At 44.9% G+C, this 23046-nt stretch carries 20 protein-coding genes and 1 riboswitch; of the genes, 7 read left to right on the top strand and 13 right to left on the bottom strand.

Annotation, left to right across the window (positions count from 1 at the left end):
• Positions 1–18 precede the first annotated feature (18 nt).
• From AC0IYG_RS22450 to AC0IYG_RS22460, 3 genes are all read left to right on the top strand, one after another.
• The gene (locus tag AC0IYG_RS22450; RefSeq protein ID WP_471713317.1) at positions 19–318 is read left to right on the top strand and encodes a Dabb family protein; all 300 of its coding nucleotides are present in this window, start codon (positions 19–21) and stop codon (positions 316–318) included.
• A gap of 219 nt (positions 319–537) precedes the next feature.
• Entirely contained in the window at positions 538–831 is a 294-nt protein-coding gene (locus AC0IYG_RS22455) for a hypothetical protein (protein ID WP_471713318.1), read from the top strand.
• A gap of 104 nt (positions 832–935) precedes the next feature.
• Positions 936–2321: a high affinity choline transporter 1 gene (locus AC0IYG_RS22460; RefSeq protein ID WP_471713319.1), complete on the top strand. Its 1386-nt coding sequence runs from the start codon at positions 936–938 to the stop codon at positions 2319–2321.
• 21 nt (positions 2322–2342) lie between these two features.
• On the opposite strand, the gene AC0IYG_RS22465 is transcribed toward AC0IYG_RS22460, so the two are convergent.
• From AC0IYG_RS22465 to AC0IYG_RS22475, 3 genes are all read right to left on the bottom strand, one after another.
• Complete coding sequence (locus tag AC0IYG_RS22465; protein ID WP_471713321.1) at positions 2343–3344, bottom strand: quinone oxidoreductase family protein; 1002 nt, start codon at positions 3342–3344, stop codon at positions 2343–2345.
• Between the two features lie 52 nt (positions 3345–3396).
• Entirely contained in the window at positions 3397–3975 is a 579-nt protein-coding gene (locus AC0IYG_RS22470; RefSeq protein WP_471713322.1) for a TetR/AcrR family transcriptional regulator, read from the bottom strand.
• An 81-nt stretch (positions 3976–4056) separates the two neighbouring features.
• Positions 4057–4851 carry an SDR family NAD(P)-dependent oxidoreductase gene (locus AC0IYG_RS22475; RefSeq protein WP_471713323.1) on the bottom strand — a complete coding sequence of 265 codons (795 nt, stop codon included), beginning with the start codon at positions 4849–4851 and terminating at the stop codon, positions 4057–4059.
• Between the two features lie 53 nt (positions 4852–4904).
• Between AC0IYG_RS22475 and AC0IYG_RS22480 the strand changes: the two genes are divergently transcribed.
• Positions 4905–5783 (top strand): PIG-L family deacetylase, encoded by an 879-nt coding sequence (locus AC0IYG_RS22480; protein ID WP_471713324.1) that lies wholly within the window; start codon positions 4905–4907, stop codon positions 5781–5783.
• 9 nt (positions 5784–5792) lie between these two features.
• On the opposite strand, the gene AC0IYG_RS22485 is transcribed toward AC0IYG_RS22480, so the two are convergent.
• The 5 genes from AC0IYG_RS22485 to AC0IYG_RS22505 all read right to left on the bottom strand — a co-directional run bounded on the left by AC0IYG_RS22485 (position 5793) and on the right by AC0IYG_RS22505 (position 10268).
• Positions 5793–6563 carry a class I SAM-dependent methyltransferase gene (locus AC0IYG_RS22485; RefSeq protein WP_471713325.1) on the bottom strand — a complete coding sequence of 257 codons (771 nt, stop codon included), beginning with the start codon at positions 6561–6563 and terminating at the stop codon, positions 5793–5795.
• Positions 6560–7480 (bottom strand): glycosyltransferase family 2 protein, encoded by a 921-nt coding sequence (locus tag AC0IYG_RS22490; RefSeq protein ID WP_471713326.1) that lies wholly within the window; start codon positions 7478–7480, stop codon positions 6560–6562. Before AC0IYG_RS22490 ends, AC0IYG_RS22485 begins: the two co-directional genes overlap by 4 nt.
• The gene (locus tag AC0IYG_RS22495; protein WP_471713327.1) at positions 7477–8574 is read right to left on the bottom strand and encodes a DegT/DnrJ/EryC1/StrS family aminotransferase; all 1098 of its coding nucleotides are present in this window, start codon (positions 8572–8574) and stop codon (positions 7477–7479) included. Before AC0IYG_RS22495 ends, AC0IYG_RS22490 begins: the two co-directional genes overlap by 4 nt.
• Positions 8571–8957 (bottom strand): sugar 3,4-ketoisomerase, encoded by a 387-nt coding sequence (locus AC0IYG_RS22500; RefSeq protein WP_471713328.1) that lies wholly within the window; start codon positions 8955–8957, stop codon positions 8571–8573. Before AC0IYG_RS22500 ends, AC0IYG_RS22495 begins: the two co-directional genes overlap by 4 nt.
• 111 nt (positions 8958–9068) lie before the next feature.
• Positions 9069–10268 carry a hypothetical protein gene (locus tag AC0IYG_RS22505; RefSeq protein ID WP_471713329.1) on the bottom strand — a complete coding sequence of 400 codons (1200 nt, stop codon included), beginning with the start codon at positions 10266–10268 and terminating at the stop codon, positions 9069–9071.
• Between the two features lie 148 nt (positions 10269–10416).
• Between AC0IYG_RS22505 and AC0IYG_RS22510 the strand changes: the two genes are divergently transcribed.
• Positions 10417–10962, top strand: a complete 546-nt coding sequence (locus AC0IYG_RS22510) for a hypothetical protein (RefSeq protein ID WP_471713330.1) — start codon at positions 10417–10419, stop codon at positions 10960–10962.
• Between the two features lie 95 nt (positions 10963–11057).
• Positions 11058–12167 carry a hypothetical protein gene (locus AC0IYG_RS22515; protein WP_471713332.1) on the top strand — a complete coding sequence of 370 codons (1110 nt, stop codon included), beginning with the start codon at positions 11058–11060 and terminating at the stop codon, positions 12165–12167.
• Positions 12168–12669: 502 nt separating this feature from the next.
• Here the strand turns inward: AC0IYG_RS22515 and AC0IYG_RS22520 are convergent.
• From AC0IYG_RS22520 to rocD, 5 genes are all read right to left on the bottom strand, one after another.
• Positions 12670–15768: an AAA family ATPase gene (locus AC0IYG_RS22520; RefSeq protein WP_471713333.1), complete on the bottom strand. Its 3099-nt coding sequence runs from the start codon at positions 15766–15768 to the stop codon at positions 12670–12672.
• A 3-nt stretch (positions 15769–15771) separates the two neighbouring features.
• Positions 15772–17286, bottom strand: coding sequence for a GH3 auxin-responsive promoter family protein (locus tag AC0IYG_RS22525; protein WP_471713334.1), 1515 nt, complete (start codon positions 17284–17286; stop codon positions 15772–15774).
• 110 nt (positions 17287–17396) lie between these two features.
• Positions 17397–17651 carry a GlsB/YeaQ/YmgE family stress response membrane protein gene (locus AC0IYG_RS22530; RefSeq protein WP_082216587.1) on the bottom strand — a complete coding sequence of 85 codons (255 nt, stop codon included), beginning with the start codon at positions 17649–17651 and terminating at the stop codon, positions 17397–17399.
• Positions 17652–17710: 59 nt separating this feature from the next.
• Positions 17711–19105, bottom strand: coding sequence for a S41 family peptidase (locus AC0IYG_RS22535; protein WP_471713335.1), 1395 nt, complete (start codon positions 19103–19105; stop codon positions 17711–17713).
• A 3-nt stretch (positions 19106–19108) separates the two neighbouring features.
• Positions 19109–20362, bottom strand: a complete 1254-nt coding sequence (rocD, locus tag AC0IYG_RS22540; RefSeq protein ID WP_471713336.1) for an ornithine--oxo-acid transaminase — start codon at positions 20360–20362, stop codon at positions 19109–19111.
• Positions 20363–20453: 91 nt separating this feature from the next.
• Positions 20454–20550: riboswitch (TPP riboswitch) on the top strand.
• A gap of 37 nt (positions 20551–20587) precedes the next feature.
• Between rocD and AC0IYG_RS22545 the strand changes: the two genes are divergently transcribed.
• A complete protein-coding gene (locus AC0IYG_RS22545) occupies positions 20588–23038 on the top strand; it encodes a TonB-dependent receptor (RefSeq protein WP_471713337.1) in 2451 nt (816 codons plus the stop codon).
• Positions 23039–23046 lie beyond the last annotated feature (8 nt).

Consider the following 23046-nt stretch of genomic DNA (forward strand, 5'->3'; position numbering starts at 1 on the left):
ACTCATAAACAACTTTCCATGTTTGTTCACAACGTATTTTTTTGGCTTAAAGAAAAAGATAACGAAGAAGCCCGTCAGGCACTGCTTACCGGCATAAAGTCTCTGGAAGCGATTGAATCCATTGATTCCGTCTACATTGGCCCACCAGCAGCAACGCGCCGTCCGGTTATCGACGCAACTTATGACTTTGCTGAAATCCTTGTTTTTGCAGATGAGGCTGCACACGATGTGTATCAGGTTCACCCGCTTCACAAAAAATTCGTTGAAGAATGTGCTCACCTTTGGGAGCGCGTGCTGATTTACGACGTTGAAGCTTAGTTGCTAATGTTTGTTAACAAGTTATCCACAATCGTGCTGTGGATAACTTGTTAACAAAGTTGTATTTCATGCATTTTGAGTCAATTACGCTACATTTAGCCTTTCCAACAAGTGTGGATAACTGCTATTTGGAATCCTAGCCAAACGGTCGAAAGTCTGCAATCGGGCACTATTAAGCGGGCAAAATCGTTTTATCAACAGTACAAAACGAACGAAGCCGTGAGATCAAACAAATTGATGCTGTCAGTTATCGTGACGATTATTGCAGCAATAAGCATTTCCTCCTGTACATACAGATCGCATAATCCGGGTTATGATTATGGATATTATGGCCCGCGATATTATCGGGTTCCGCCTCCACCACCCCGGGTCGTTGTCGTGAAACCACGTCATCCGAGAGTTGTTCATGCTGATCGTTACAGGTCAAGCCGTTATAGCAACAAAGCTTACAGGCGACAATATGATAATGGCAACCATTATGGTCAGCGCAACAGGACGCGCGGGCCGAGATAATGCGTTGAGATAAATTGCAAAGCCGTATGTTCGGGGTTAGCCCTGGTCATACGGCTTTTTGTATATATTTGGTTTCACGAACATTGTTGAGAAACCAGACTTCTATGCTCGCCTTCGCGATTCTTGCTTATCTGCTTGCTAACCTTGGAATTGGATTATGGGCTTCCAAAAGAATTTCCACAACACAGGATTTTGTACTTGCAGGAAGGCGTTTACCGCTCGTGCTGGCTGCATCAGCGACATTTGCAACCTGGTTCGGCTCAGAAACGATCATGGGTGCGCCCACAGAATTTGTTGAAAACGGCTTGCTGGGTGTGATTGAAGATCCGTTCGGCGCATCGCTTTGTCTGCTGCTGGTTGGGTTGTTTTTCGCCCGGCGTTTCTACAAAATGAACATTATCACGTTCTGCGACTTTTTCCGGATCCGTTACGGACGCAAAGCAGAACTGCTGTCCGCAATGCTCATTATTCCTTCCTATTTCAGCTGGATAGCCGCGCAGCTCCTCGCAATGGGCATTGTGCTGAAAGTCGTGCTTGGCTGGTCGTTGATAACCTGTGTTTTGGGCAGCTCTATCGTTGTGATCCTTTATACGATCTGGGGCGGAATGTGGTCGATTTCAATTACCGATTTTATACAAACCATTATGATCATTGCAGGGCTGTTTGTCGTTGCGGCTGTGCTCTATGACAAAGTAGGCGGATTTACGCCCCTTATTGAAGCCGCTCCACCGGGGTTTTTCAAGTTTTATCCCGACTTCACATTAAAATCCTCAGTCGAATATTTTGCAGCGTGGATTACAATCGGACTTGGGTCTATTCCACAACAGGATGTATTTCAAAGGGTTATGTCTGCCAAATCAGCAAACGTTGCTGTGCAAGCAACATTGCTATCCTCGCTCATGTATTTGACCATTGCGCTGCTTCCGCTTTTCATCGGGCTTTGCGGGCATCACCTTTATCCTGAGTCAGATCAGGATGGCCAGCTCATTATTCCCAACATGGTTTTGAAGCATATGAGCGTTCCGTTGCAGATCGTCTTTTTTGGCGCATTGGTTTCGGCCATTTTGAGCACGACGAGCAGTGCCACAATGGCGCCGGCAGCGGTTTTGGGAGAAAATATTTTCAAATTCTTCAACCCCGAAATGAGCGATCAGCAGTTGCTAAAAATCATTCGCTGCGGAATAGTTGTCATCACCATTGTTTGCATTTTCCTGGCTTTACGCGGCGACAGCATCTTCGAACTTGTTGCAGAATCGTCTGCATTCAGCCTCGTTTCGCTGTTTGTCCCCCTGGCAGCTGGCCTTTATTGGAAAGCCACAAATGAGCTCGGCTGCATTATTTCAATGGCTTTGGGACTCGTCGTTTGGCTGATTTGCGCTTATCTGAAAACCGAATATCCTCCGCTCATTTATGGGTTGATTGCGAGTATGGCCGGAATGGTGACGGGGATTTTGTGGGAAAGAATCGCAGCACAACATCCTGCTTCCTGAATTGCTTTGCTAAGCCGGCAACTACGGAATCATAATTACAGACCCGGTCGTTTTTCTCGATTCAATGTCGCTATGCGCCTGAGCCGCTTGTGATAAGGGATATTGCGTAATGGCGAGCTTGCCAAAAATGCCTGACTGCAAGGCATCAAATGTGTCTTTCGCAAACAATTGCAGACTGTCATAATCCGTAATGTATGCATTCAGGACAGGCGTGAGCATATTAATCGACTTCGCCCGTAATGCAGCGTGATCGATATGTTCGGGCTGGCCGGATGATGATCCGTACAAAACAATTTTTCCTCCTTTTCGAATCAGGCCAATGGATTCCGCAAACGTGTCGCGGCCTACGCCATCATATACAGCATCTACTCCTGCACCGCCTGTTATTTCTGCAACGGATTTTGCAAAACCTGAGCAATCGACCAGAAATACATGGTCAACGCCATTAGCAAGGGCAATTTCCTTTTTACTTTCAGAACCCACTGTGCCAATAACCGTCGCTCCGAGCGCTTTTGCCCACTTCGAAACCAACTGTCCCACGCCGCCGGCAGCAGCATGTACAAGCACTGTGTCACCAGGTTTTATCTGATAAGTTTCCTTAACCAGCATTCTGGCTGTAAATCCTTTAACCAGCAACGCAGCAGCATCTTCTAATGTCACGCCATCGGGAACGTGCACCAGTTGATGCGTTCCCACAACACGCACTTCAGCATAAGCGCCGGGAATAAAATGATACGCAACCCGGTCACCAACCTTAAAATCAGAAACCCAAGGCCCAACGGCGTCAATTACACCAGCTGCTTCAATGCCTGGAATGTACGGAAATGTCCTGACCGGAAAAGCGCCGCTACGAAAATAGGTATCTACAAAGTTCAGCCCGATGGCTGCCTGCCTGATCTTCACTTCTCCCGGGCCCGGTTCCGCTATAACGTCCTCATTGTAAGTTAGTACGGACGGATCTCCTTGCCTGCTGATATTTATAAAGCTTGATCTATATGCTTGTTCTTTAATTAATTCTGACATGGCCTTTTAAAATAAAATTATTGAACGAACATTCAATAATTGACTACTTGCATCACTTCTTAATTGATTTTACCAAAAATTCAGCCTGCTCCTTTACAAGATCTGCATCACCGTAGACCAGATAAAGCTGCCAAAAACCGGTAAAATTGGAAACTATAAAATTGGCGAGCACCGCAGGATCGCGCTTAGGGTTGACTTCTCCTGCTTTCTGCGCTTTTTTAAGCAACTCCTTTAACACACTGACAATACTCACCGTATTCTCTTTCAAAATTCCGTGCACTTCCTCATCGACAGACGCCAGCTCGAAAGCAGACTTCACGCCCATGCAAGTTTTGCCTTCTTCAATGGTCCGGAGCGCTGCTCGTCTTACGATTTTTTCGATTGCCTTTAAGGGAGATTTGGCACCTTCCGCTGCTTTCAAATATTCGTCCAGAAGGCTGTCCGCGTAACTTTTAAGGCACATTAAAAATAAGCTGTGCTTATCCCCGTAAGTGTCATAAATGCTTCCACGGTTCAGGCCCATGGTGTTGACAAGGTCCTGCATGGAGGTGGCCTGATATCCCTTTTGCCAAAAAAGATCTCTTGCCTTTCCTAACTTTTCTTCCGGTTCAAACGATTTGTTACGTGCCATGATTTACAGACAAATATTTAAGAATGATCGTTCCAGAAAAAGCACCTTTCAATATGCTTGGAAAGGCAAGAGCTTTATCTTTTAAAGTATAAACTTGGCGACGCCGCCGTCAACCTTCAATGCTGAGCCGTTGGTTCCCGAGGAAAGCGGGCTGGCAACATAAGTGACAAGGTTTGCAACTTCCTCAACCGATGCAAAACGTTGCAGCAGTGAACTCGGCCGGGCAGTTTTGAAGAAATCCTTTTCCGCTTCTTCGGCACTAACCTGATTGGCATCGCCCAACTGCTTAACAAAATCTGCAACGCCTTCTGACTTCGTAGGGCCTGGTAAAACGGAATTAACCGTAACATTAGTGCCCTTCGTCAACTCTGACAAACCTCTGCTTACAGCCAATTGTGCAGTTTTTGTCATGCCATAATGAATCATTTCTTCGGGAATGTTCACGGCAGATTCGCTGGAAATAAAGATGATCCTACCCCAATTTTTCGCAAGCATTTTTGGAAAATAATGTCTCGCCAAACGCACGCCACTCAACACATTCACTTCAAAAAATTTCATCCAATCCGCATCTGTAATTTCTGTAAATGCTTTTGGTTCGAAGATGCCGGCATTGTTAACAAGAATGTCAACTTCCGGCAAGCGCTGCAACAACGCATCGATTTCATCTACTTTTGAAAAATCTGCCGCTATGCCAGATACGTCAGCATTCGGAACAATGTCTTGTAGTCGCTTTACGGCGTCTTCTACCTTTGAGGCCGTTCTGCCGTTGATTACAACGCTTGCGCCTTCTTTTAACAAATTTTGGGCGATGGCAAACCCTATCCCCTGGGTAGAACCGCTGATAAATGCTGTTTTCCCTTTAAGCTGTAAATCCATGTTGTCTGAATGTTTTATGAGTTCATAACACGTCACTTAAAGAAATCGTCCGCATGAAAAACATTTATCTTTTCGTTTTTTTCCTCGTTTCATTCGCGTCTTATGCGCAAAGTCCGAGGATTCTGATTGTTACCGCGCACCCGGATGATGAAACAATGTTTCCGGTGACCATTTTCAAGATTACGCACGAGCTCAAAGGTTCGGCCGATCTGGCACTGATCACCGATGCTTCAGGTGGTTACAATGGGTTGGTCGCTTCGTCTTATTATGGCATGAACCTCGTTGATTCTGTGGTTGGAAGGAAACATTTGCCTTTGATCCGGAAAAAGGAAATGCTCGCAGCGGGCGAAGTGCTTGGGATCAGAAATTTCTTCTTTCTGGATCAGCTCGACGATTACTATAACAAAAATGAAAAGCCTTATCTCGAAGGGAAAAACTGGAATATTAAATATGTGGAGAGCCGTCTGGACGAAATTCTGGCGCGAGGAAACTACGATTTTATATTTTGTCTCATTCCGAGCGAAGGCCAGCACGCACATCACAAAACGGCTTCAATAAGCGCATTAAGGGCAGTTCAGCGTTACAAAGGCGCTAAAAAGCCAATTGTATTGGGCGGACAATCACAAAATAAAGGCTATACACCAAGCTTCATGCGGCTCGACGGTTATCCGGAAACGGCAGTGAATCTGACGGCGCCTATTTTTGAATTTGACCGAACATATGGATTTGGAGAGGACAAAAAACACAGTTACATGATCGTGGCGGACTGGGTGAAAGCTTGTCACAAGTCGCAGAGCGGTGATATGAACCAAGCCATGCACCGCGGCGATCTGGAAACATTTATCTATTTCGAGATCAATGGCGCAGCTAGAATTGGCGAAGTGAAGGATTTATTTGATAAGATTAACAGTTCAGGTTTTTCCAAAAAATAATCCCTTTAACTAATCTTTGGAGTTCATTACCAGGAACAACGAACTCCCGAACGGAGCTTTGGGAATCAGCAATTGTTCAGTTTTTGTAATCGCTTTAAGTATTGAATTGATCATTTCACCCGGAAATTTGACATCGGAATCCAATTGATCAACATCTATTTTTTGCTTACGGATGCGGTAATTCTGCCATTGCCGAACAGCCAAAATAGGCAGTGACAATGCGAAAGGCCAATAAGTGTTGCGATGAATGTTCAAGCCCGCAGCCGTTGCATAATGTATGAATTGATCGAGTTTGAACCTCCTGAAACTGCCCACGGCGAGATCATGTGTTCCGGAAAATACCTCGAATGCATGAATGTTAATTATAATCAACCCATTAGCATTTAGTTTTCTCTTGAATGCTATTAATGCTGAAATGATTTCGGAATCTGTCAGAAAATACAGCGCATCATTGCAGCAAATCACATCAAATGTTTCACCAGGTTGAAATGCAGAAACATTTTTCAAATCACCAAAACCAACATTCAAACTGCGCTGCCGGGAAAAGTCAATGGCATCCTGGGAGTAATCAAATCCGACAAGATTAAGATATCCGGCTTCTTTTAAAAAGGACAACAAACCACCGGTTCCGCAGGCCGCGTCGAGGATGCGCAGGTTCTTATTGTCTTTTCCAAAATGTCTTTTGAGCTGATTTAAAACCTTTTCGTGCAGCACCTGATACCACCACAGCCCGCGCTCAACATCAAACATGCGCTCATATTCGAGTCTGTTGCCGATCATAATGCTTCTGCACTATTGTATTTTATAACGTATTGCGGCTGACCGCTTTGCGCCATAAAACTTTTGCCAATATATTCCCCTAAAACGCTTAGTAATGTGCATTGAATGCCTCCTATGAAGATCAATGTGGCCGTTACAACCTGCCACCCTTTCGGATCCGGCCCGATGACCCATTGAAGGGTAAGATAAGACAGCAGCAAAAAGCCGAACATAAACAACCCCAGCCCTATCGGCATAAACAGGCGGATCGGAAGTGCGGAGTAACAAAATAAAATGTTCAGAAACAGCGAGATAAGTTTTTTCCAGTTGTAATTTGAACTGCCCTCTTCCCGCTTCAAATGCGCGACCTGAACCGTTCCGATATTGCGGGTTATCCTGAAAATCAGACCATCAATGTATGGATATGGACCCTGATATTTGGTGATTTCCCGAACCACTTCCTTCCGGATCAGCTTGAAACTGGACAAATAAAGGTCTTTTGGCTTGTTCAACAAATAACTGGTAAGCCAGTTAACCAGCTTGCTTCCCAAATTCCGCCCCGTCGAATGCTGTTTTTTAGCGTAGTAAGTGTAAACCACATCATTATCTCCACTTTCAGCAACCTGAATTAGTTTAAGAATTTCCTCCGGAGGATTTTGAAAATCGTCGTCGATCATAACGCAATAGTCGCCGTAAGCCCAGTTGAGGCCGCAAATTACGGCATTAAATTCACCGTAATTCCTGCGTAAAGAAATGAAACGGACGTTGGCGTAGTTTTCTGCCAATTGCTTACAGACCCGCTCCGATCCGTCCCGGCTCCCATCATTCACCATTACAATTTCAAAACTGATTTCCGATAATGCGGACTGCAAATTTTCTACCAGCGGCCTGATCGTCTTTTCGCTGTTATATACCGGGATTACCACGGATAATTTCATCGCTTATTATCGAATTGATTAACGGTTTGAATGATATAAGACACCTCTTCGTCTGTCAGCACAGGATTTAACGGTAAGCTGATCACTTGTTCATGAATTTGCTCCGTTATCGGCAAATCCAGGTTTTGATATTCTATAAAAGCCTGTTGTTTATGAATTGGCAGTGGATAATGCACGTTGGTCTGCACGCCATGCGCATCTAAATATGCCACTAATTCGGAACGATTGGGATGCCTGATGACGAACAAATGCCATGCATCATCCTGAACCTGATCTCCCGGCGGAAAAACAAGATCTTTCACGCGAATTTCACTCAGATAACGCTCAGCAATGGCGCGGCTGCGATCATTCTCGGGATCCAGAAAAGGCAGTTTGACATTCAATATTGCCGCCTGAATTTCATCCAGCCTGCTGTTAACACCTTTATAATCATTCCTATAGCGAACGACTGATCCGTAATTACGAAGATTTCTTATTTTTTTGGCAAGTGACTCGTCATCAGTTGTAATTGCGCCGGCGTCACCCAGGGCGCCAAGATTTTTAGTTGGATAAAAACTGAATGCAGTCGCATCGGCAAGGCAGCCAACATTTTTGTTTTTATAAATCGCGCCATGCGCTTGTGCTGCGTCTGCAATGACTTTGAGATTATATTGCTTTGCAAGCGCCATAATGGGATCCATTTCACAACTCCGCCCGTAAAGGTGAACAGCAATAATTGCCTTTGTTTTTGAAGTGATTTTTTCCAGGATCTTGTCCGGATCCAGAAGCATTGTCACAGGATCGGGCTCTACAAATACAGGTGTAAACCGCAAATAAGCGACAGGCAAAACAGACGCAATGTACGTGTTCGCAGGAACGATTATTTCGCTTCCTTCCGGGAAATCAAATGCCATCGTGATCAGCGTAATGGCATCCAAACCATTGGCAACGCCTACGCAATGTGTTGCACCACAATATGTTGCAAACGATGCCTCAAAAGATTTCAGCTCATTGCCCAGAATATACCATCCAGAACGGATGACCCTCAATGATGCTTCTTCAATGGCTTTGATATAAGGCGCATTTACCTGATTTAAATCCAGAAAAGGGATCATTGCGATACGATCTGTTTTTGCAAATAGGGCTCGTCAATGTAGTCGGCAATGTCATAGTATTCATTGGAAAGCACCAGCAAAATAGCGTCCTCAGAAAATGAATCCATAATGTGCCAGTCCTTTGGTTCGAGGATGAGACAGGAAATAGGGTTGTCCAACAAGAAATAATCTTCCTTTTCTCCATCATTACAATACACCCGGCAGCTTCCATGAATGCAAATGAGCGCATTCCAGGTTTTGTGATGCCTGTGCCCGCCCCGTTGGGTTTCGCCCGCACCATAAATGTAAAATACACGCTTGATCGTGCCAGGGATAATTTTTTCAAAAACGGTTAAGTTGCCGGCACCCGTGTTAAAAGTGTTCAGCTCAACTAATAGCGACATATAGAAGTTTACAAATGGCGTTTATATTAAAATAGCGTTGAGGTCGGTGGTTGCGGCAATCCGCTTAGTAAAGTACAAATATTTATCTTTCGGTAATGCTTCTTTAAGCTTTCAGGTAAACACATTCCATGACCAGATTTTATCGAGCAGCATTATAAACTTCATAGGAAGCGGTTCAAGCCACAAAATCCGGTTATAGCCCATGTAAAAAACCTGTGGGTGTCCAACGCAAATCAGCATTGTAAAGAATAAAATAAGCCTTAAAGATGAATTGGATGCGGTTTTGTAAAGGATAAAAAATGCCATCAGAATAAAAGGGAATCCATAACCAAGCGCCCGGTCAATGTCATGTACATAAATCCCTGTTGCAACGAGTATCGCAAAACCGACAAATAGCGCGGCGATCAGCCAATAACGTCTGGTTAGAAACAACGCCACCATTGCGCCGCCCAACAGAAGCCAGGTGCCTTCAAAAGCCGACCATATGCTGCTGCCCAGTCCGTTGCGGTGTGCATCGGCAAACAAAACAGGCGTCCCGATCGTCGAGTAACTGTGATGAGGGAAATAATTTGCCAAAACATAATTGCGAACGCCAAAATAGACAATCCAGGCAATCCAGACCACCGCACTTTCACGCATTAAACCAGCCTTAATGATAGTAGGAAGGCTAAAATCCTCTTTTTCGTACACCCGGTTTGTGATCCACCATAATAGTAAATAACCGCCCGCCACTACCGCCCGCTCATCTGTAAAAAAGGCCAGCTGCAGACAAATGAATATGACAATAGGATTACGGCTCAGCAATGCGGTCAATAAGGAAAAATATGCAAAGCCATCGCCATAACCGTGAACGTCAGCAAATGTCCATACGCTGACAAAAATATTGGCCATGGCAAGGACGAACATGCCAACCAACGCCTTGTCACCTGATATTTCGAAAACCCATTTGCCCGCATTGTATAAAAAAAGGATCCCGCAAAGGGCTTGTGCAATCAGAATCAGAATGACATTATGCCCGGTTACGAATGAAAAAAGCGGCAATGTCCAGCGAAGGATCATGTTTTCGCGCCGCACGTCGTAATGCATGTCTTTGGGATGAAGCAAGTCCTGCGCCTGGTTATGCACAAACTCCCATGCATCAAGCTTCACACCGCCCTCCTGAAAATGAGAAACCACCAATGTATACGGGGGAAAAGCGAGGAACAGGGAAAGCGCAACTGCGAATAATGTGATCTTTAACAGCCAGTTTCTACCGGATAATTTCGCTTCAAACCAATGATATACAGACGCGTAAAAATTCTCAAAAAGCATAACTCTTCCTTAGGGCAAATTGTATCCAAATATACATTTTTATATATTATTGAATTATGAAGAAGCAAGGCGCCCCAACCAAAGTTAAATCTAGGGATGCTATGAAAATTCAAATAAACTATATTATTTTTGGAAAAATTGTCACTTTTTGAAAAGACTTATACCCATAGCACTTCTCGGCTTGCTCCTGTACAACACGTTTGGACTGGCAGTTGCTGTGCTGTGTTTTAACAAGTCTTTCGAGACCGCTTCTCCGTACGAAAACGCCTCAAAACGGGCTATTTTAGCCATTCCTGCACCTTCATTGCCTTACACAACTTCTTGGGAAAACGAGGACGGAACGGCGGGTCTGATCAAGAAAAACGGTGAGTTTTATAACATTGTTCATCAGAAAATTGAGAATGACACTTTGTTCGTCACATTGCAGGTCAACAGCTCTGCCCGGGAAAAGTTCTTTGAGCTAGCGGGCAATATGAATGATTTGTCGGATAACGAAAAAAGTAAGAAATCACCTTCCGACCGTGCTTTGAAGCTGCTGCATGACCTGGTAAAAAGCTACTTACCCACTGAAACCAAGTCCGAAATCCCTTACGTATATACTTCATTACCAGTCCTTGTTTCTTTCCGTGAGCGTGCATCTTTTCATCTAGCGCCCTCCCGAACTTCCGATTCCCCTCCTCCCGAATTCGCTTAGTTTTTTCAGCAAAACTTTCAAGTCAGACTTCGCACTTCCATTCCGGAATGTTGCTGAGACTGCATTCCTTTTATTTATTCTGAAAACTAAGATCAATGAAAAAGATATTTACTATCGTCCTTTTCGTGTGCCTTTGCGCTACACAAATTTCTAATAATGCTTTTGCACAAGGATGCGTCGCGATTCGCGGCATGAGCCATGGAGGCGCAACTTCCGCGGATTTCTTCAAACAGCAAAATGGCAAATTCCAGGTCAACGCGGGTTATCGATTTTTCAGATCGTATAAGCATTTCCGCGGCGATCACGAAGAAAAAGAGCGCGTAGAGCAAGGCACACAGGTTATTAATGTGGCGCATGCATTGGATTTGGGCATCACTTATCAGCCAAATATGCGTTGGTCAATCTCGGCAACATTGCCCGTTCAGCACAATGACCGCTCGTCGCTATACGAACATTATGGAAATCCGGTTGCTTCCAATCCGGAGCAAAAGCGCTTTCATACGAGCTCAAAAGGCATTGGCGACCTACGCATCTCGACCAGTTACTGGCTGAGAGATCCCTTGAAAATGCCAAAATTCAACATGTCGATTGGCGGTGGCGTTAAACTGCCTACGGGCGATAAGGCTGTGGAAGGGGAATTTCACAGATTGGACAAGGAAGGCAATGATTACACCATCGTAAAACCCCTTGACCAGTCTATTCAACTTGGTGACGGCACCGTAGGTTTCTTCCTGGAAACGCAGGGATATGTTTCTTTCTCTTCGAAAACAGCACTTTATTTTAACGGATTTTATTTGTCCAATCCCAAAGAACACAATGGCGTAAACCGCAATCCGCAATCTGCGACAATCGATCCAATAGTGGGCTATTTCGCTGCCGTGGACCAATTTGCAGCCAGACTTGGTGTGAGCCAGTCGCTTGGTGGCGGATTTTCGGTATTGCTAGGCGGTCGTGCGGAAGGCGTTCCTTCAGATGATCTGATCGGCAGCAGCAAAGGTTACCGCCGTCCGGGCTACGTAATTTCCGGCGAGCCAGGCGTTGCTTACATTAAAAACAAATTTTCAGCCTCCGCATCCGTGCCCATCGCACTCTATCGCAACCGCACGAAAAGCTATGCTGACAAGCAGGACGTTACAGGAAAAGCCCACGGAGACGCCGCTTTCGCGGATTACCTTATTTCATTCAGCGTAAGTCGGTGGTTTTAGAAATCCCGGAGAAAGGAAATGGTCGTACACAAAAATCCCAGAGGGATAAAATATCGGTAGAACCGAGAATGTCGAAAAACGCCAAAATCCCAGAGGGATAAAATATTGGTAGAATAAACGACGACGATAAAACGTCAAATCCCAGCGGAATGAAATATCCGGTAGAACCGGGAACGTCGAAAAACGCCAAAATCCCGGAGGGATGAAATATCGGTAGAATTCGGAACGACGACAAAGTTTAAAATCCCGGAGGGATGCAACAATGTGTACGCCGTTGCATCCCTCCGGGATTTAATATGTGCGTGTAAATTCGTTTCCTACCAATATTACATCCCGCTGGGATTGATTTCGTCCTTCACGTTTTTTGGCTACCAATATTACATCCCGCTGGGATTAATATTTGTCCGTCACTTTTTTTTTGCTACCGCTATTACATCCCGCTGGGATTTGGTATTACGCATTATACTTTTTTGCTACCGATATTTCATCCCTCCGGGATTTATCATTTCCAACTTGGAATGATCCGGCTGCCTTCTTCGGTTTCCTGGATGCTCAAATATGTTTGGATTTCCTGCTGCAAATCCTCGACGTGGCTGATGATGCCCACGATGCGGTTCTCTTTTCGCAATGATTTTAATGTTTCAAAAACGGTCTGTAACGCATTTTTGTCCAACGAACCAAAACCTTCGTCTAGGAAGAAGAAATTGTGTTTTGAGCCATTTCTGACGTGAATGTGATCCGCCAAGGCCAATGCTAATGACAATGCTGCCTGAAATTTCTGGCCGCCGGATAATGTTTTAAGCAAACGTAAATGTCCGCCATTGAGCAGATCGCGCACCCAGAAACTGTTGCCTTCGCCCAATTCCAAATGCAGCTGCTGGTGCGTCATTTGATGAAAACGATGATTTGCGGCCTGAATCAAATTTTGCAAGTAAATGCTCGACGCATAATCAACAAAACCACTCGAACGAAACAGCTTGGTCAGATCGTCTAAATGTTCTTTTCTCAACTGCAAACGTGCTTTTTCGGTTAGTAATGCTGCTTTTTTTGCCAGATCTTCTGCCATTTTTTTAAGCAACCGATCCAATCCGCCTTCTTCTTTGCGCTGCGCATTGAGCCTTTCCGTTAGCGACTCTTTTGCCTTGATAACCGCCTCATGCTTATCCGCATCATATTGCTGTTCCGGATTTTCCTTTAACAGATTTTCCAGATCCCGCGTCGTGGTGTCGATTGCATATTTAAAGGTTTCAATGGCCTTCCGTTCCGCATCTATTTGAATTGGTTTTTGTAAAATCACCTTGACCTCTTCTTCCGAATCAAATGCAAACGCTGCAATCTGCTCATTAATCTGAGTTTGCAAACGCGCAAGATCCTGGCGATTTGTTCCTAATGCAGTTTCCAAAGTCGCCTGCGCGCCGGAAAGCATATCTTTCTCCTTTTGCAATGCGTCAATTTGCTTTTCTGCCTGTTCAAAAAGCTGGGTAATTTCTTTATAACTGTTTTTCAGCGCGAAAATCTTCTCTGCGATCGGGGGCCTGTCATTCCCTTCAAATTCAGCCAGATCAACTTTTTCCAACTGCGCAGAAAGCGTTAGGACCGTGTTTTCAAAACGCAGGATCTCGTCTTTTAAGGCTTGAAGCGGCTTTTCTATCTTTTCAGTTTTTTCAAACTTTTCCGTTTCAAGCTTCACAGAAAGCGCTTTTATAGCGGTTTCTGCCTCCTTAATTTCAGATTGCGTTTTGCTGGCTTCATTAAAATGCTTTTCAAAACCAGCACGCTCAGTTTTATTGAATTTGCTCCAAACGAATTCATTTTCGTGCTTCTCGATCTTTTCCTTCGCTTCCACCCAACGCTGTTTGATGGCTGTTTTCAGCTTTTCCAGGTTCTCAATCTGGTTGTAAATACGCTCAATAGGCGACTGACGAAGCCGGATCGCTTTTTCCTTTTCTTCTAGCTTGATAATCTCATTTTCAGCCAGTTTAATTTCTTCCGCCACCGCATTATCTGCATGCATGACGAGCGGATGATCGGTCGCGCCGCAAAGCGGGCACGGTTCTCCGTCTACAATCGCCCCGGCATATTGTTGCAAAGCGAGCCTTGTGTGCAAGCCAAGCAAGTGCTGGCGCTGCTCCTTTGATTTTTTATCAATTTTTACAAAACACTGTTGCACAATGTCTTGCAACATATCCAACGAAATATTTTCCGGAAAACTTTCAGAAAGTAGCGACGCTAATTCCGCCAGTTTTGATGTTAGTAATTGCTGCTGAATGCCGATTTCCGCCTGTAAATTCTCCGCTTCATTTTTGATGGCCTGGCGGTTTTCGAGTAAAGTGTCACAAGTTGTAAACCAAGCTTTTACCAGGCTTAGCTCCTGAATGTCTGACAGTGCATTTTTGCGCAGTTCATTTTCAGATTCAGCATTGAGTTTTTGCTTTGCTAAGCGCTCGATTTCGCTTTCCTTGGCCTTCAACTGATCATTTCCTCTTGCTAATGCTTCCTTCCGCTTGGCTGCGGCTGATTTATTTTCGAGGATCTGAATTACTTTTTCCAGTTCGTCGGCTGCGTCGAGCAGTTCTTCGCGCTTGTCATATTGCGGTTTGAGGCGGACTATTGTTTCTTGCTGCTTATCAACCAATTTCAGCAAATCATCAAGCCTTAATTTATTGTTTTGATAAACTTTTTCATCTCGCTCAATATTAAGGTTAAGGCTGTTTTTTTGGTTTAAAATGGATTTGAAATGCAAAGAACACGTTTCAAAAGTCCTTAACATGGTCTCCCGCTCCTGCATCTGAGGTCGCTGGATTTCCAGTTGCTGCAACTGATTGCGCAATGCATTCACTTTCTCTGCAATGGCTTTCAGATTTTGAAAACTGCTTTCGAGTGCTGTTTGGACGAGCAGCTCATCATTGATATTCTTGATTTCCAGCCGGACTTCCGTTCTGCGTTTTTCCTCCGTTTCCACCATTTCAGGCGTGACCTCTCCGAGGCCGGTCAATTGACCGTCGACATTTGAAATGGCAAGATCATTTTTCTTAGTTAATGACCCAACATTCCGGCTCAGATCATACTTTTCAAGCTGAAAAAGCTCTTTCATCATCCGCGTCCGCTCTGCGTCGCGCAGCTCAATGAACTCCTGAAAGCGGCCTTGCGGAATGATGATCGTCCTGCGGAAATTGTCGTAACTGAGACCAATAATGCTTTCTGCATTCTCCGTTTCCGGAAGCGGAACCCAGTTTTCGTCCTGCCAGAAATAACCTCTCCGATCAAAGGTTTTTACTTCTTTGAAATTTTTGCTATTTCGTTTTCCGCGGACGGTAAATCTGTAACGCTCTGCATTTTTCCCCGCAACGCATTCAAAATCAATGGCTAACTCATCCGAACGCAGGTTCATCATGTTATATGTGCGGTCATCGCCCGACTTATTAAGCCGCTCGGTGTCGCCGTATAATGCAAATGTGATTGCTTCAAGAATGGAAGATTTCCCGCTCCCCACCGCGCCAAAAATCCCAAATAACGACGCATCGGTTAATGCATTGAAATGAATTTCCTGCTCGGTCTGGTAGGAATACAGACCTTTGATTTTTAGATAGATAGGGATCATTTGCTATAAACTTGCCAACAGATCGTCCAGATATTCCCGGCTGTTGCTTAATCTTGGAACTTTGTTTTGCCCGCCCAGTTTGTGGAGCTTGCCCATCCAGGCGTAAAACGTGCCCGATGGAACAAAATGGACTAGGGGCATGAGCAGCGCCATATCTTTATAACGCTTGGCGTCGTAATCCGAATTCACTTCGCGCAATGCTTCGTCCAGCAAGGTGATAAAATGGTCACGATCGTCCGGTTCTTTGGTAAATTCAATGATCCATTCGTGCCGCCCACGCGAGCCATCGCCCATATAAACGGGCCCGGCTGTATAATTTGCGACGAGCGAATCTGTCTTTTGCGCCGCGACCTTGATTGCATGATCTGCGTTTTCCACAATCACTTCTTCACCAAATGCATTGATAAAATGCTTTGTCCGGCCGCTTACTTTTACCCGGAACGGATAAGTTGACGTGAATTTAACCGTGTCACCGATCAGATAACGCCATAATCCGGCATTTGTAGAAATAACCAGTGCGTAATTTTTCCCAATCTCCACTTCATCCAAAAGTAATGCTTTGGGATGTGGTTTACCCACTTCTTCAACCGGCACAAATTCATAGAAAATGCCGTAATCAAGCATTAAGAGCATTTCCCCAATCCTGTTCACATCATCTTGAATGGCAAAAAAGCCTTCGGAAGCACTGTAAGTTTCCAGATATAAAACCTGGTCGGATGGAAAATATTTGGTCATAAATAAATCCCGATATGGCTCAAATGAAACGGCTCCATGCACGAAAACCTCAAAATTCGGCCACACTTCAAGCATATTCTTCTTGCCCGTCAGTTCGAGGATCTGATCGAGCAAAACAATGGTCCAGGTAGGCACGCCCAAGATGCTCGTTACATCTTCTTGCGAGCATATGGAAGCCATTTTCTCTAATTTGCTTTCCCAATGATCCATTAATGCGACGTCCAATGGCGGCGTGCGCATAAATTCAGCCCAGGAAGGCAGATTTTGCATTATAACCGCCGAAACATCGCCTATTTGGGTATAATCATCAAATGGATTTGCGTGCAAAGTGCCGCCTATGGATAAGCCTTTTCCATCAAAAACCATTGTATCGGGTCGGTTATTGATGAGCAATGTCATCATATCCTTCCCGCCTTCGTAATGGCATTCTTCCAATGCTTCGGGTGAAACTGGCAGAAATTTACTCCTGGCATTCGTGGTTCCCGAAGATTTTGAGAACCAATCGATCTGTGATGGCCACATCACATTGGGCTCGCCGCGCAGCACACGTTCGATATAAGGATAAATTTCTTCGTAAGTAGAAACGGGCACCTGATCCTGGAATTCCTTGATGGTCCGGATCTGGCCGTAATTGTATTTGCTTCCCCATTCCGTGTATCGCGCTGTTTCAATTAATTCAGAAAAAACGCGTTGCTGGGTCTCAATTGGGTATTTCATAAACTGCTCGATCCTTTCGAAGCGTCGCTTCAAAAACCAGACAGTCATATCGTTAACCAGCTTCATGAGTTAAATCAGTTAGGAACTTAGCATTGCAATTTGTAAAAATAGCAATAAAAAATGGTGAGCGAACAGTTTTTACACCTTCCCTCACCATTCAATTTAAGATCAATCTGTTACGATCTTGTACTAAATTTTCTATAAATAAAGAGCAGAATAACCGCTCCTAAAATAGCGATGAAAAGACTTCCAAAATTGAAACCATCCACTGTGCCGTAACCTAGCATTGAAGAAATCCAGCCACCCACAACGGCGCCCGCAATACCGATCAAAATTGTAACGATGAAACCGCCCGGGTCTTTACCAGGGTGAATTGCCTTTGCAATTGCGCCTGCAATCAGGCCGACGATGATCCAAGTGATGATTCCCATGTTTGTAGTTTAGATTAATGATGTTTCTACAATTACAAAAACCATGCCCTTTAGCGAATCTATCGATCAAAGAACATATTGCTATGCCCTGCCTTTTTCTGGATCGTAGACATTATTTCCTGTCCGTCTTCCTCCTGCAATGAGCGTGCAGTTCTGGTTTGCCGGGTGATGCGCGTGCCTGTAATGTTGAAAAGCGCTTCTCCGAGCAAAGGATCTTTCGGGCTTCCATACGGATAAAGCACATTGCCTTCGTTCACCGCAATGTCGGGCGTAAATCCGACGCTGTAATCTGACTTTTTATCTCTGTTTAACGATTTCGAGACAATGGGCTGCAATCCCCATTTTACCTTCTTTTTTGAATCTGTTAATGTTACTGAACCCACATTTTTGCCAACCGTTTTTCCGCCGACAAGCGTCACATTCATGTAAGGTTTCAGCCCATTGATCAAAAGCTCACTCGCGGAAGCGGAACGGGAAGAAACGAGAAAAACAACGTGATTCAGCTGATTACCAATGTTCTGGCTCTTGCTCGCAAACTTGTCGTAAAAGTAAGTTTCTCCGAATTTCTTCATATTCGTCTCGGTAACCTCGGTGTTATATTCTTTGTAATAAAAAATATCATTCGCGGTTGCCTTCGCAATCAGACTGGCAAGATTTGTGGCCGAGCTTACATATCCTCCCGGATTGTAACGCAGGTCAACGATCAACGCATTGACATTCGCATTTTTGAAATCATTAAAAATGTTGTCCAGCTTCTTGTCATACTGACCGTTATTGGCTTTATAAGGCTCCGGATTGAACTGATGGTAAACCACATAGCCAATTTTATTAGCGCCAATGTTATATAATGTGTCAAAGAAAACGGGATCTTCCTGGAAAACGATTGGTGTAACTTCACGCTTCGTCGCACCTTCTTCCAAAGCGCCTGCTGCATTGATACTCGCAAGCGTATAAGTGACTTTTTCCTGTGTATTAAGGAGTTTGCTGTAATTGCTGCCCGTTAGTTTCTGGTCATTCACACTGCTGAAAATGTCGCCCCTTTTGAAGCCTGCCTTAGCCGCAGGTGAATCCGGCAAAACATACAGCACGACGCCGATCACATTCTGGCTGCCCGTGGGGAAATATGTAAGCTTATATTCCATTCCCGATGTCTTCGTTTCGCCTCCTAATGAAGCCTGCAGCTCGTCAGCACTTTCCTGGATCCATGAAAAACGGTCGCCGTCCGGCCTCGCAACCGCGTCATAACGATATAAAAGTGATTCAAAAAAAGCAGCGGGATCTTTGGATAAATCGGGGGTTGCTGGCATATTATCGTTCCAATAATACCAGTATTTCATGTTTTCGTAAATCCACTGATTGGTCTCCGTTTCTGTGGCCGGATCCACATTTTTATCCTTGCACGAAAGCACCGACGCACCAATCAGCAGAAGTGCCAGAAATAATTTTATTTTCATAAATCACGCATTTGCTAAAAACACCTCTTCGATTATATCACAAGCCTGGTTCATCTGTTCTGCGTTGATCACCAATGGCGGTGCAAAGCGGATTTTGTTGCCGTGTGTAGGCTTGCAGAGCAATCCTTTTTCCATCATTTTGTAACAAAGGTCCATGGCTGTGGAGCTATCTTCCGTGTCATTGATCACAACCGCGTTCAGCAAACCCTTTCCTCTAACGACTTCAATCAGAGAACATTGTTGTTTCAAATCATTCATTCTGTTTCTAAAAAGCTGACCCATTTTTTCAGCATTTTCAGCCAGATTTTCATCTATAACCACTTGCAAAGCAGCAACCGTAACCGCACAAGCCAAAGGATTTCCGCCATATGTAGAACCGTGTTCGCCGGGTGCGATGGTCAGCATCACTTCGTTGTCCGCCAATGCTGCCGAAACAGGCATTACACCGCCTGAAAGCGCTTTTCCTAAAACCAGAATGTCTGGCTTAACGCCTTCCCAGTCGCAAGCAAGACGCTTCCCTGTGCGCCCGATGCCCGTTTGCACTTCGTCAGCAATGAAAAGCACATTGTATTTGGTACACAACTCCCGCACGCCTTTGAGATAACCTTCCTTAGGAACTACGACACCAGCCTCGCCCTGGATCGGCTCTACCATAAAACCGGCAATGTTGGGATCAGCTTTGAAGGCATTTTCCAATGCTTCCAGGTCATCAAAAGGGATTATTTCGAAACCAGGCAAAAACGGCCCGTAATCATTCGTGCTCGAAGGATCGGTTGAAGAAGAAATCGCAGCCAATGTCCTTCCCCAGAAGTTGCCCGAAGCGTAAACTGTTTTGGCTTTATCAGGCTCAATTCCTTTCACTTTATAAGCCCATTTCCGCGTCAGTTTCAAAGCCGTTTCTCCACCTTCCACCCCGGAATTCATCATCAGCACTTTATCAAACCCAAAATATTCGCAAAGAAACTGCTCACATTCTCCAAGCTTATCATTATAAAAAGCCCGCGAAGTCAATGTTAGCTTCTGCGCCTGCGCAATCATCGCATCCACAATCTTCGGATGACAATGCCCCTGACTAACAGCACTATAAGCAGACAAAAAATCCAGATATTGCTTCCCCTCCACATCCCAGACATGCACGCCCAGCCCACGTTCCAGCACAACCGGCATCGGCTTATAATTATGCGCGCCATAGCGATATTCCAGTTCCATCGCCTGCCGCGAAGCATTCATCTCAATCGTGTCTGTATAGTTAGCCATGGTAATTTTCGGGGTAGTCAGGTTGGTTTTATATGTTATGTAAAAATAAGGAAAAGCTTGAATCATCCGCTGTTCCGGCGTAGCTTTGCATGATAATCTCAAGGGGTGCCCTACCGAACGGGCTGAGATCAAACCCATATGACCTGATCCGGGTAATGCCGGCGTAGGGAGAGAAAAGCAACCATTTGATAGGTGGCCCCTGCCTGTTGTAACCAAACAATCGCAATGCGAAACGTTACTACCTATCTGTTTATACTTATAATCAGCACATTATCTTTCCGTTCTGCGTTTGCACAACGATCCATTTCCGGCCGAGTTTCCGATGCGGAAGACGGAAAAGCTTTGCCCGGAGCCACCATTAAAGCCGGCGAAATTCGTGGCACACAAACTGATGGTTCTGGGAATTTCAGCCTGCGCAACATTTCTGAGAACATTGCCACATTGGAAGTCTCTTACATCGGTTATCAAACCCAAAAGCTGCCCTTAACCAATGATAACCAGCTGGATATCAAGCTTACAAAAAGCACATTCCAAGCCGATGAAGTGATCATTAACGCAACCCGCGCCAATGACAAATCAGCCATGGCTTACAGCACCGTCACGGCAGAAGCCATTGATAAACAAAACCTTGGACAGGATTTACCTGTTCTGCTCAATTTCACTCCTTCGCTCGTAAGCACGAGTGATGCAGGTGCAGGCGTAGGTTACTCGGGCATTCGCATACGCGGCTCGGATGCGACGCGCATTAATGTGACGGTGAACGGAATTCCCTATAATGATGCAGAAAGTCAGGGCGTTTTCTGGGTCAATATGCCGGATTTTGCCTCTTCGGTGAGCAGCATTCAGATTCAGCGCGGGGTGGGAACTTCGACGAACGGCTCAGGGGCGTTTGGGGCGACGGTGAACATTAACACCAATGCTTTCAGACAGGAAGCTTATGCGGAATTGAACAACTCTTACGGCTCGTTTAACACATTCAAAAATACATTGAAAGTGGGTTCGGGGCTGATTAAGGACAAGTTTACATTTGATGCAAGGCTGTCGCGTGTTTCCTCCGACGGTTATGTGGACCGGGCTTCTTCGGAATTGCATTCCTATTATTTATCGGGAGGCTATTTTGGTAAAAAGAGTTTTGTGCGGGTGAATGTGTTTTCTGGAAACGAGCGCACTTATCAATCCTGGAATGGCGTGCCGGAGGCCAAGTTGCGCGGCGATCGGGAAGGCATTTTGAGTTACATTGAACGGAATGGTTTGGGTGAAAAGGATGCGCAGAATTTGCTGGAATCGGATAACCGGACTTATAATTCTTACACCTATAAAAACGAGGTCGACAACTATCGCCAGGATCATTATCAGATCGTTTCGTCGCACAATTTGAGCGACAAATGGATCTTCAACCTCAATGCATTTCTGGTGCGCGGACTGGGTTATTATGAGCAGTCGCGCAATGGGGATGATTACAGCAAGTACAATCTGCCTAATGTCGTGGTTGGCCAGGATACGCTGACCAGCACGGATCTAATTCGTCGCCGCTGGCTGGATAATTACTTTTACGGCTCCACTTTTTCATTGGAATACAACAGTTTCAAAAAGCTGACTGCGAGCTTCGGCGGCGGTTATAATTATTACGACGGCGATCACTACGGCCGCATTATCTGGGCGCGCAATGCGGGTAACATTGAAAACGACCATCAATATTATTACAGCAAAGGCATTAAGAAGGATTTCAACATTTACGGAAAGGTTTATTACCAGCTTACACCAAAACTGAATGCATTCGCTGATCTGCAATTCCGCAGCGTAAACCACAACATTCAAGGCACGGACAATGATCAAATTGCATTGGCCACGGACGAATCTTATTCGTTTTTCAATCCAAAAGCAGGCTTAACCTATCAATTAGCAGATCAAAGTTCGGTTTACGCTTCTTACAGCGTCGGAAATCGTGAGCCGAACCGGGATGATTTTACTTCCTCCACGGCTGGTTTATTTCCAAAGAGTGAGCAGTTGCAGAATGTGGAAGCTGGCTTTAAAACACAGCGTGGCATATTCGCGTTCTCTGCCAACTATTATCTGATGGCTTACAAAAACCAACTTGTCCTGACAGGCCAGATTAATGATGTCGGCAATTCAATCCGTGTGAATGTTCCAAAAAGTTACCGCACGGGAATTGAGCTGGAAGGCGCGATTGCATTAAGCAAAGCTTTGAAATGGAATGTAAACGCCACATTCAGCCAGAACAAGATCAATGATTTCACCGAATATGTGATCAATTATGACACCGGCGATTACAACACGATCAACCACGGAAAATCAGATATTTCGTTTTCACCGAACGCCATTGCAGGCAGCCAGCTGACTTACATTTTGAGAAAAGACCTTGAAATAGCATTACTAAGCAAATATGTCGGCAAGCAATATCTGGACAACACATCGTCAGAAACCCGCAAACTCGACGCCTATTTCACCAACGACATCCGCCTTTCCTGGACCATCCGTCCAACCTGGGCGCGCGAGATTGCATTCAATTTATTGGTCAATAACGTGTTCAGCGAAAAATACGAATCCAACGGCTACACCTACGGATATTTCGCGGGCGGCGCATTAACGCAGGAGAATTTCTACTTCCCGCAAGCAGGCAGGAATTTTCTGGTTGGGGTGAATTTTAGGTTTTGATATGCCGC

The sequence above is a fragment of the Dyadobacter sp. AC419 genome (assembly GCF_979253085.1).

Excerpts from the sequence above, each read along its gene's own strand:
- AC0IYG_RS22450 (WP_471713317.1), top strand. The coding sequence starts at position 19 with ATGTTTGTTCACAACGTATTTTTTTGGCTTAAAGAAAAAGATAACGAA.
- AC0IYG_RS22515 (WP_471713332.1), top strand. The coding sequence starts at position 11,058 with ATGAAAAAGATATTTACTATCGTCCTTTTCGTGTGCCTTTGCGCTACA.
- AC0IYG_RS22490 (WP_471713326.1), bottom strand. The coding sequence starts at position 7,480 with ATGAAATTATCCGTGGTAATCCCGGTATATAACAGCGAAAAGACGATC.
- AC0IYG_RS22505 (WP_471713329.1), bottom strand. The coding sequence starts at position 10,268 with ATGCTTTTTGAGAATTTTTACGCGTCTGTATATCATTGGTTTGAAGCG.
- AC0IYG_RS22480 (WP_471713324.1), top strand. The coding sequence starts at position 4,905 with ATGAAAAACATTTATCTTTTCGTTTTTTTCCTCGTTTCATTCGCGTCT.
- AC0IYG_RS22500 (WP_471713328.1), bottom strand. The coding sequence starts at position 8,957 with ATGTCGCTATTAGTTGAGCTGAACACTTTTAACACGGGTGCCGGCAAC.
- AC0IYG_RS22545 (WP_471713337.1), top strand. The coding sequence starts at position 20,588 with ATGCGAAACGTTACTACCTATCTGTTTATACTTATAATCAGCACATTA.
- AC0IYG_RS22475 (WP_471713323.1), bottom strand. The coding sequence starts at position 4,851 with ATGGATTTACAGCTTAAAGGGAAAACAGCATTTATCAGCGGTTCTACC.
- AC0IYG_RS22495 (WP_471713327.1), bottom strand. The coding sequence starts at position 8,574 with ATGATCCCTTTTCTGGATTTAAATCAGGTAAATGCGCCTTATATCAAA.
- AC0IYG_RS22535 (WP_471713335.1), bottom strand. The coding sequence starts at position 19,105 with ATGAAAATAAAATTATTTCTGGCACTTCTGCTGATTGGTGCGTCGGTG.
- AC0IYG_RS22470 (WP_471713322.1), bottom strand. The coding sequence starts at position 3,975 with ATGGCACGTAACAAATCGTTTGAACCGGAAGAAAAGTTAGGAAAGGCA.
- AC0IYG_RS22460 (WP_471713319.1), top strand. The coding sequence starts at position 936 with ATGCTCGCCTTCGCGATTCTTGCTTATCTGCTTGCTAACCTTGGAATT.
- AC0IYG_RS22525 (WP_471713334.1), bottom strand. The coding sequence starts at position 17,286 with ATGAAGCTGGTTAACGATATGACTGTCTGGTTTTTGAAGCGACGCTTC.
- rocD (WP_471713336.1), bottom strand. The coding sequence starts at position 20,362 with ATGGCTAACTATACAGACACGATTGAGATGAATGCTTCGCGGCAGGCG.
- AC0IYG_RS22485 (WP_471713325.1), bottom strand. The coding sequence starts at position 6,563 with ATGATCGGCAACAGACTCGAATATGAGCGCATGTTTGATGTTGAGCGC.
- AC0IYG_RS22465 (WP_471713321.1), bottom strand. The coding sequence starts at position 3,344 with ATGTCAGAATTAATTAAAGAACAAGCATATAGATCAAGCTTTATAAAT.
- AC0IYG_RS22530 (WP_082216587.1), bottom strand. The coding sequence starts at position 17,651 with ATGGGAATCATCACTTGGATCATCGTCGGCCTGATTGCAGGCGCAATT.
- AC0IYG_RS22520 (WP_471713333.1), bottom strand. The coding sequence starts at position 15,768 with ATGATCCCTATCTATCTAAAAATCAAAGGTCTGTATTCCTACCAGACC.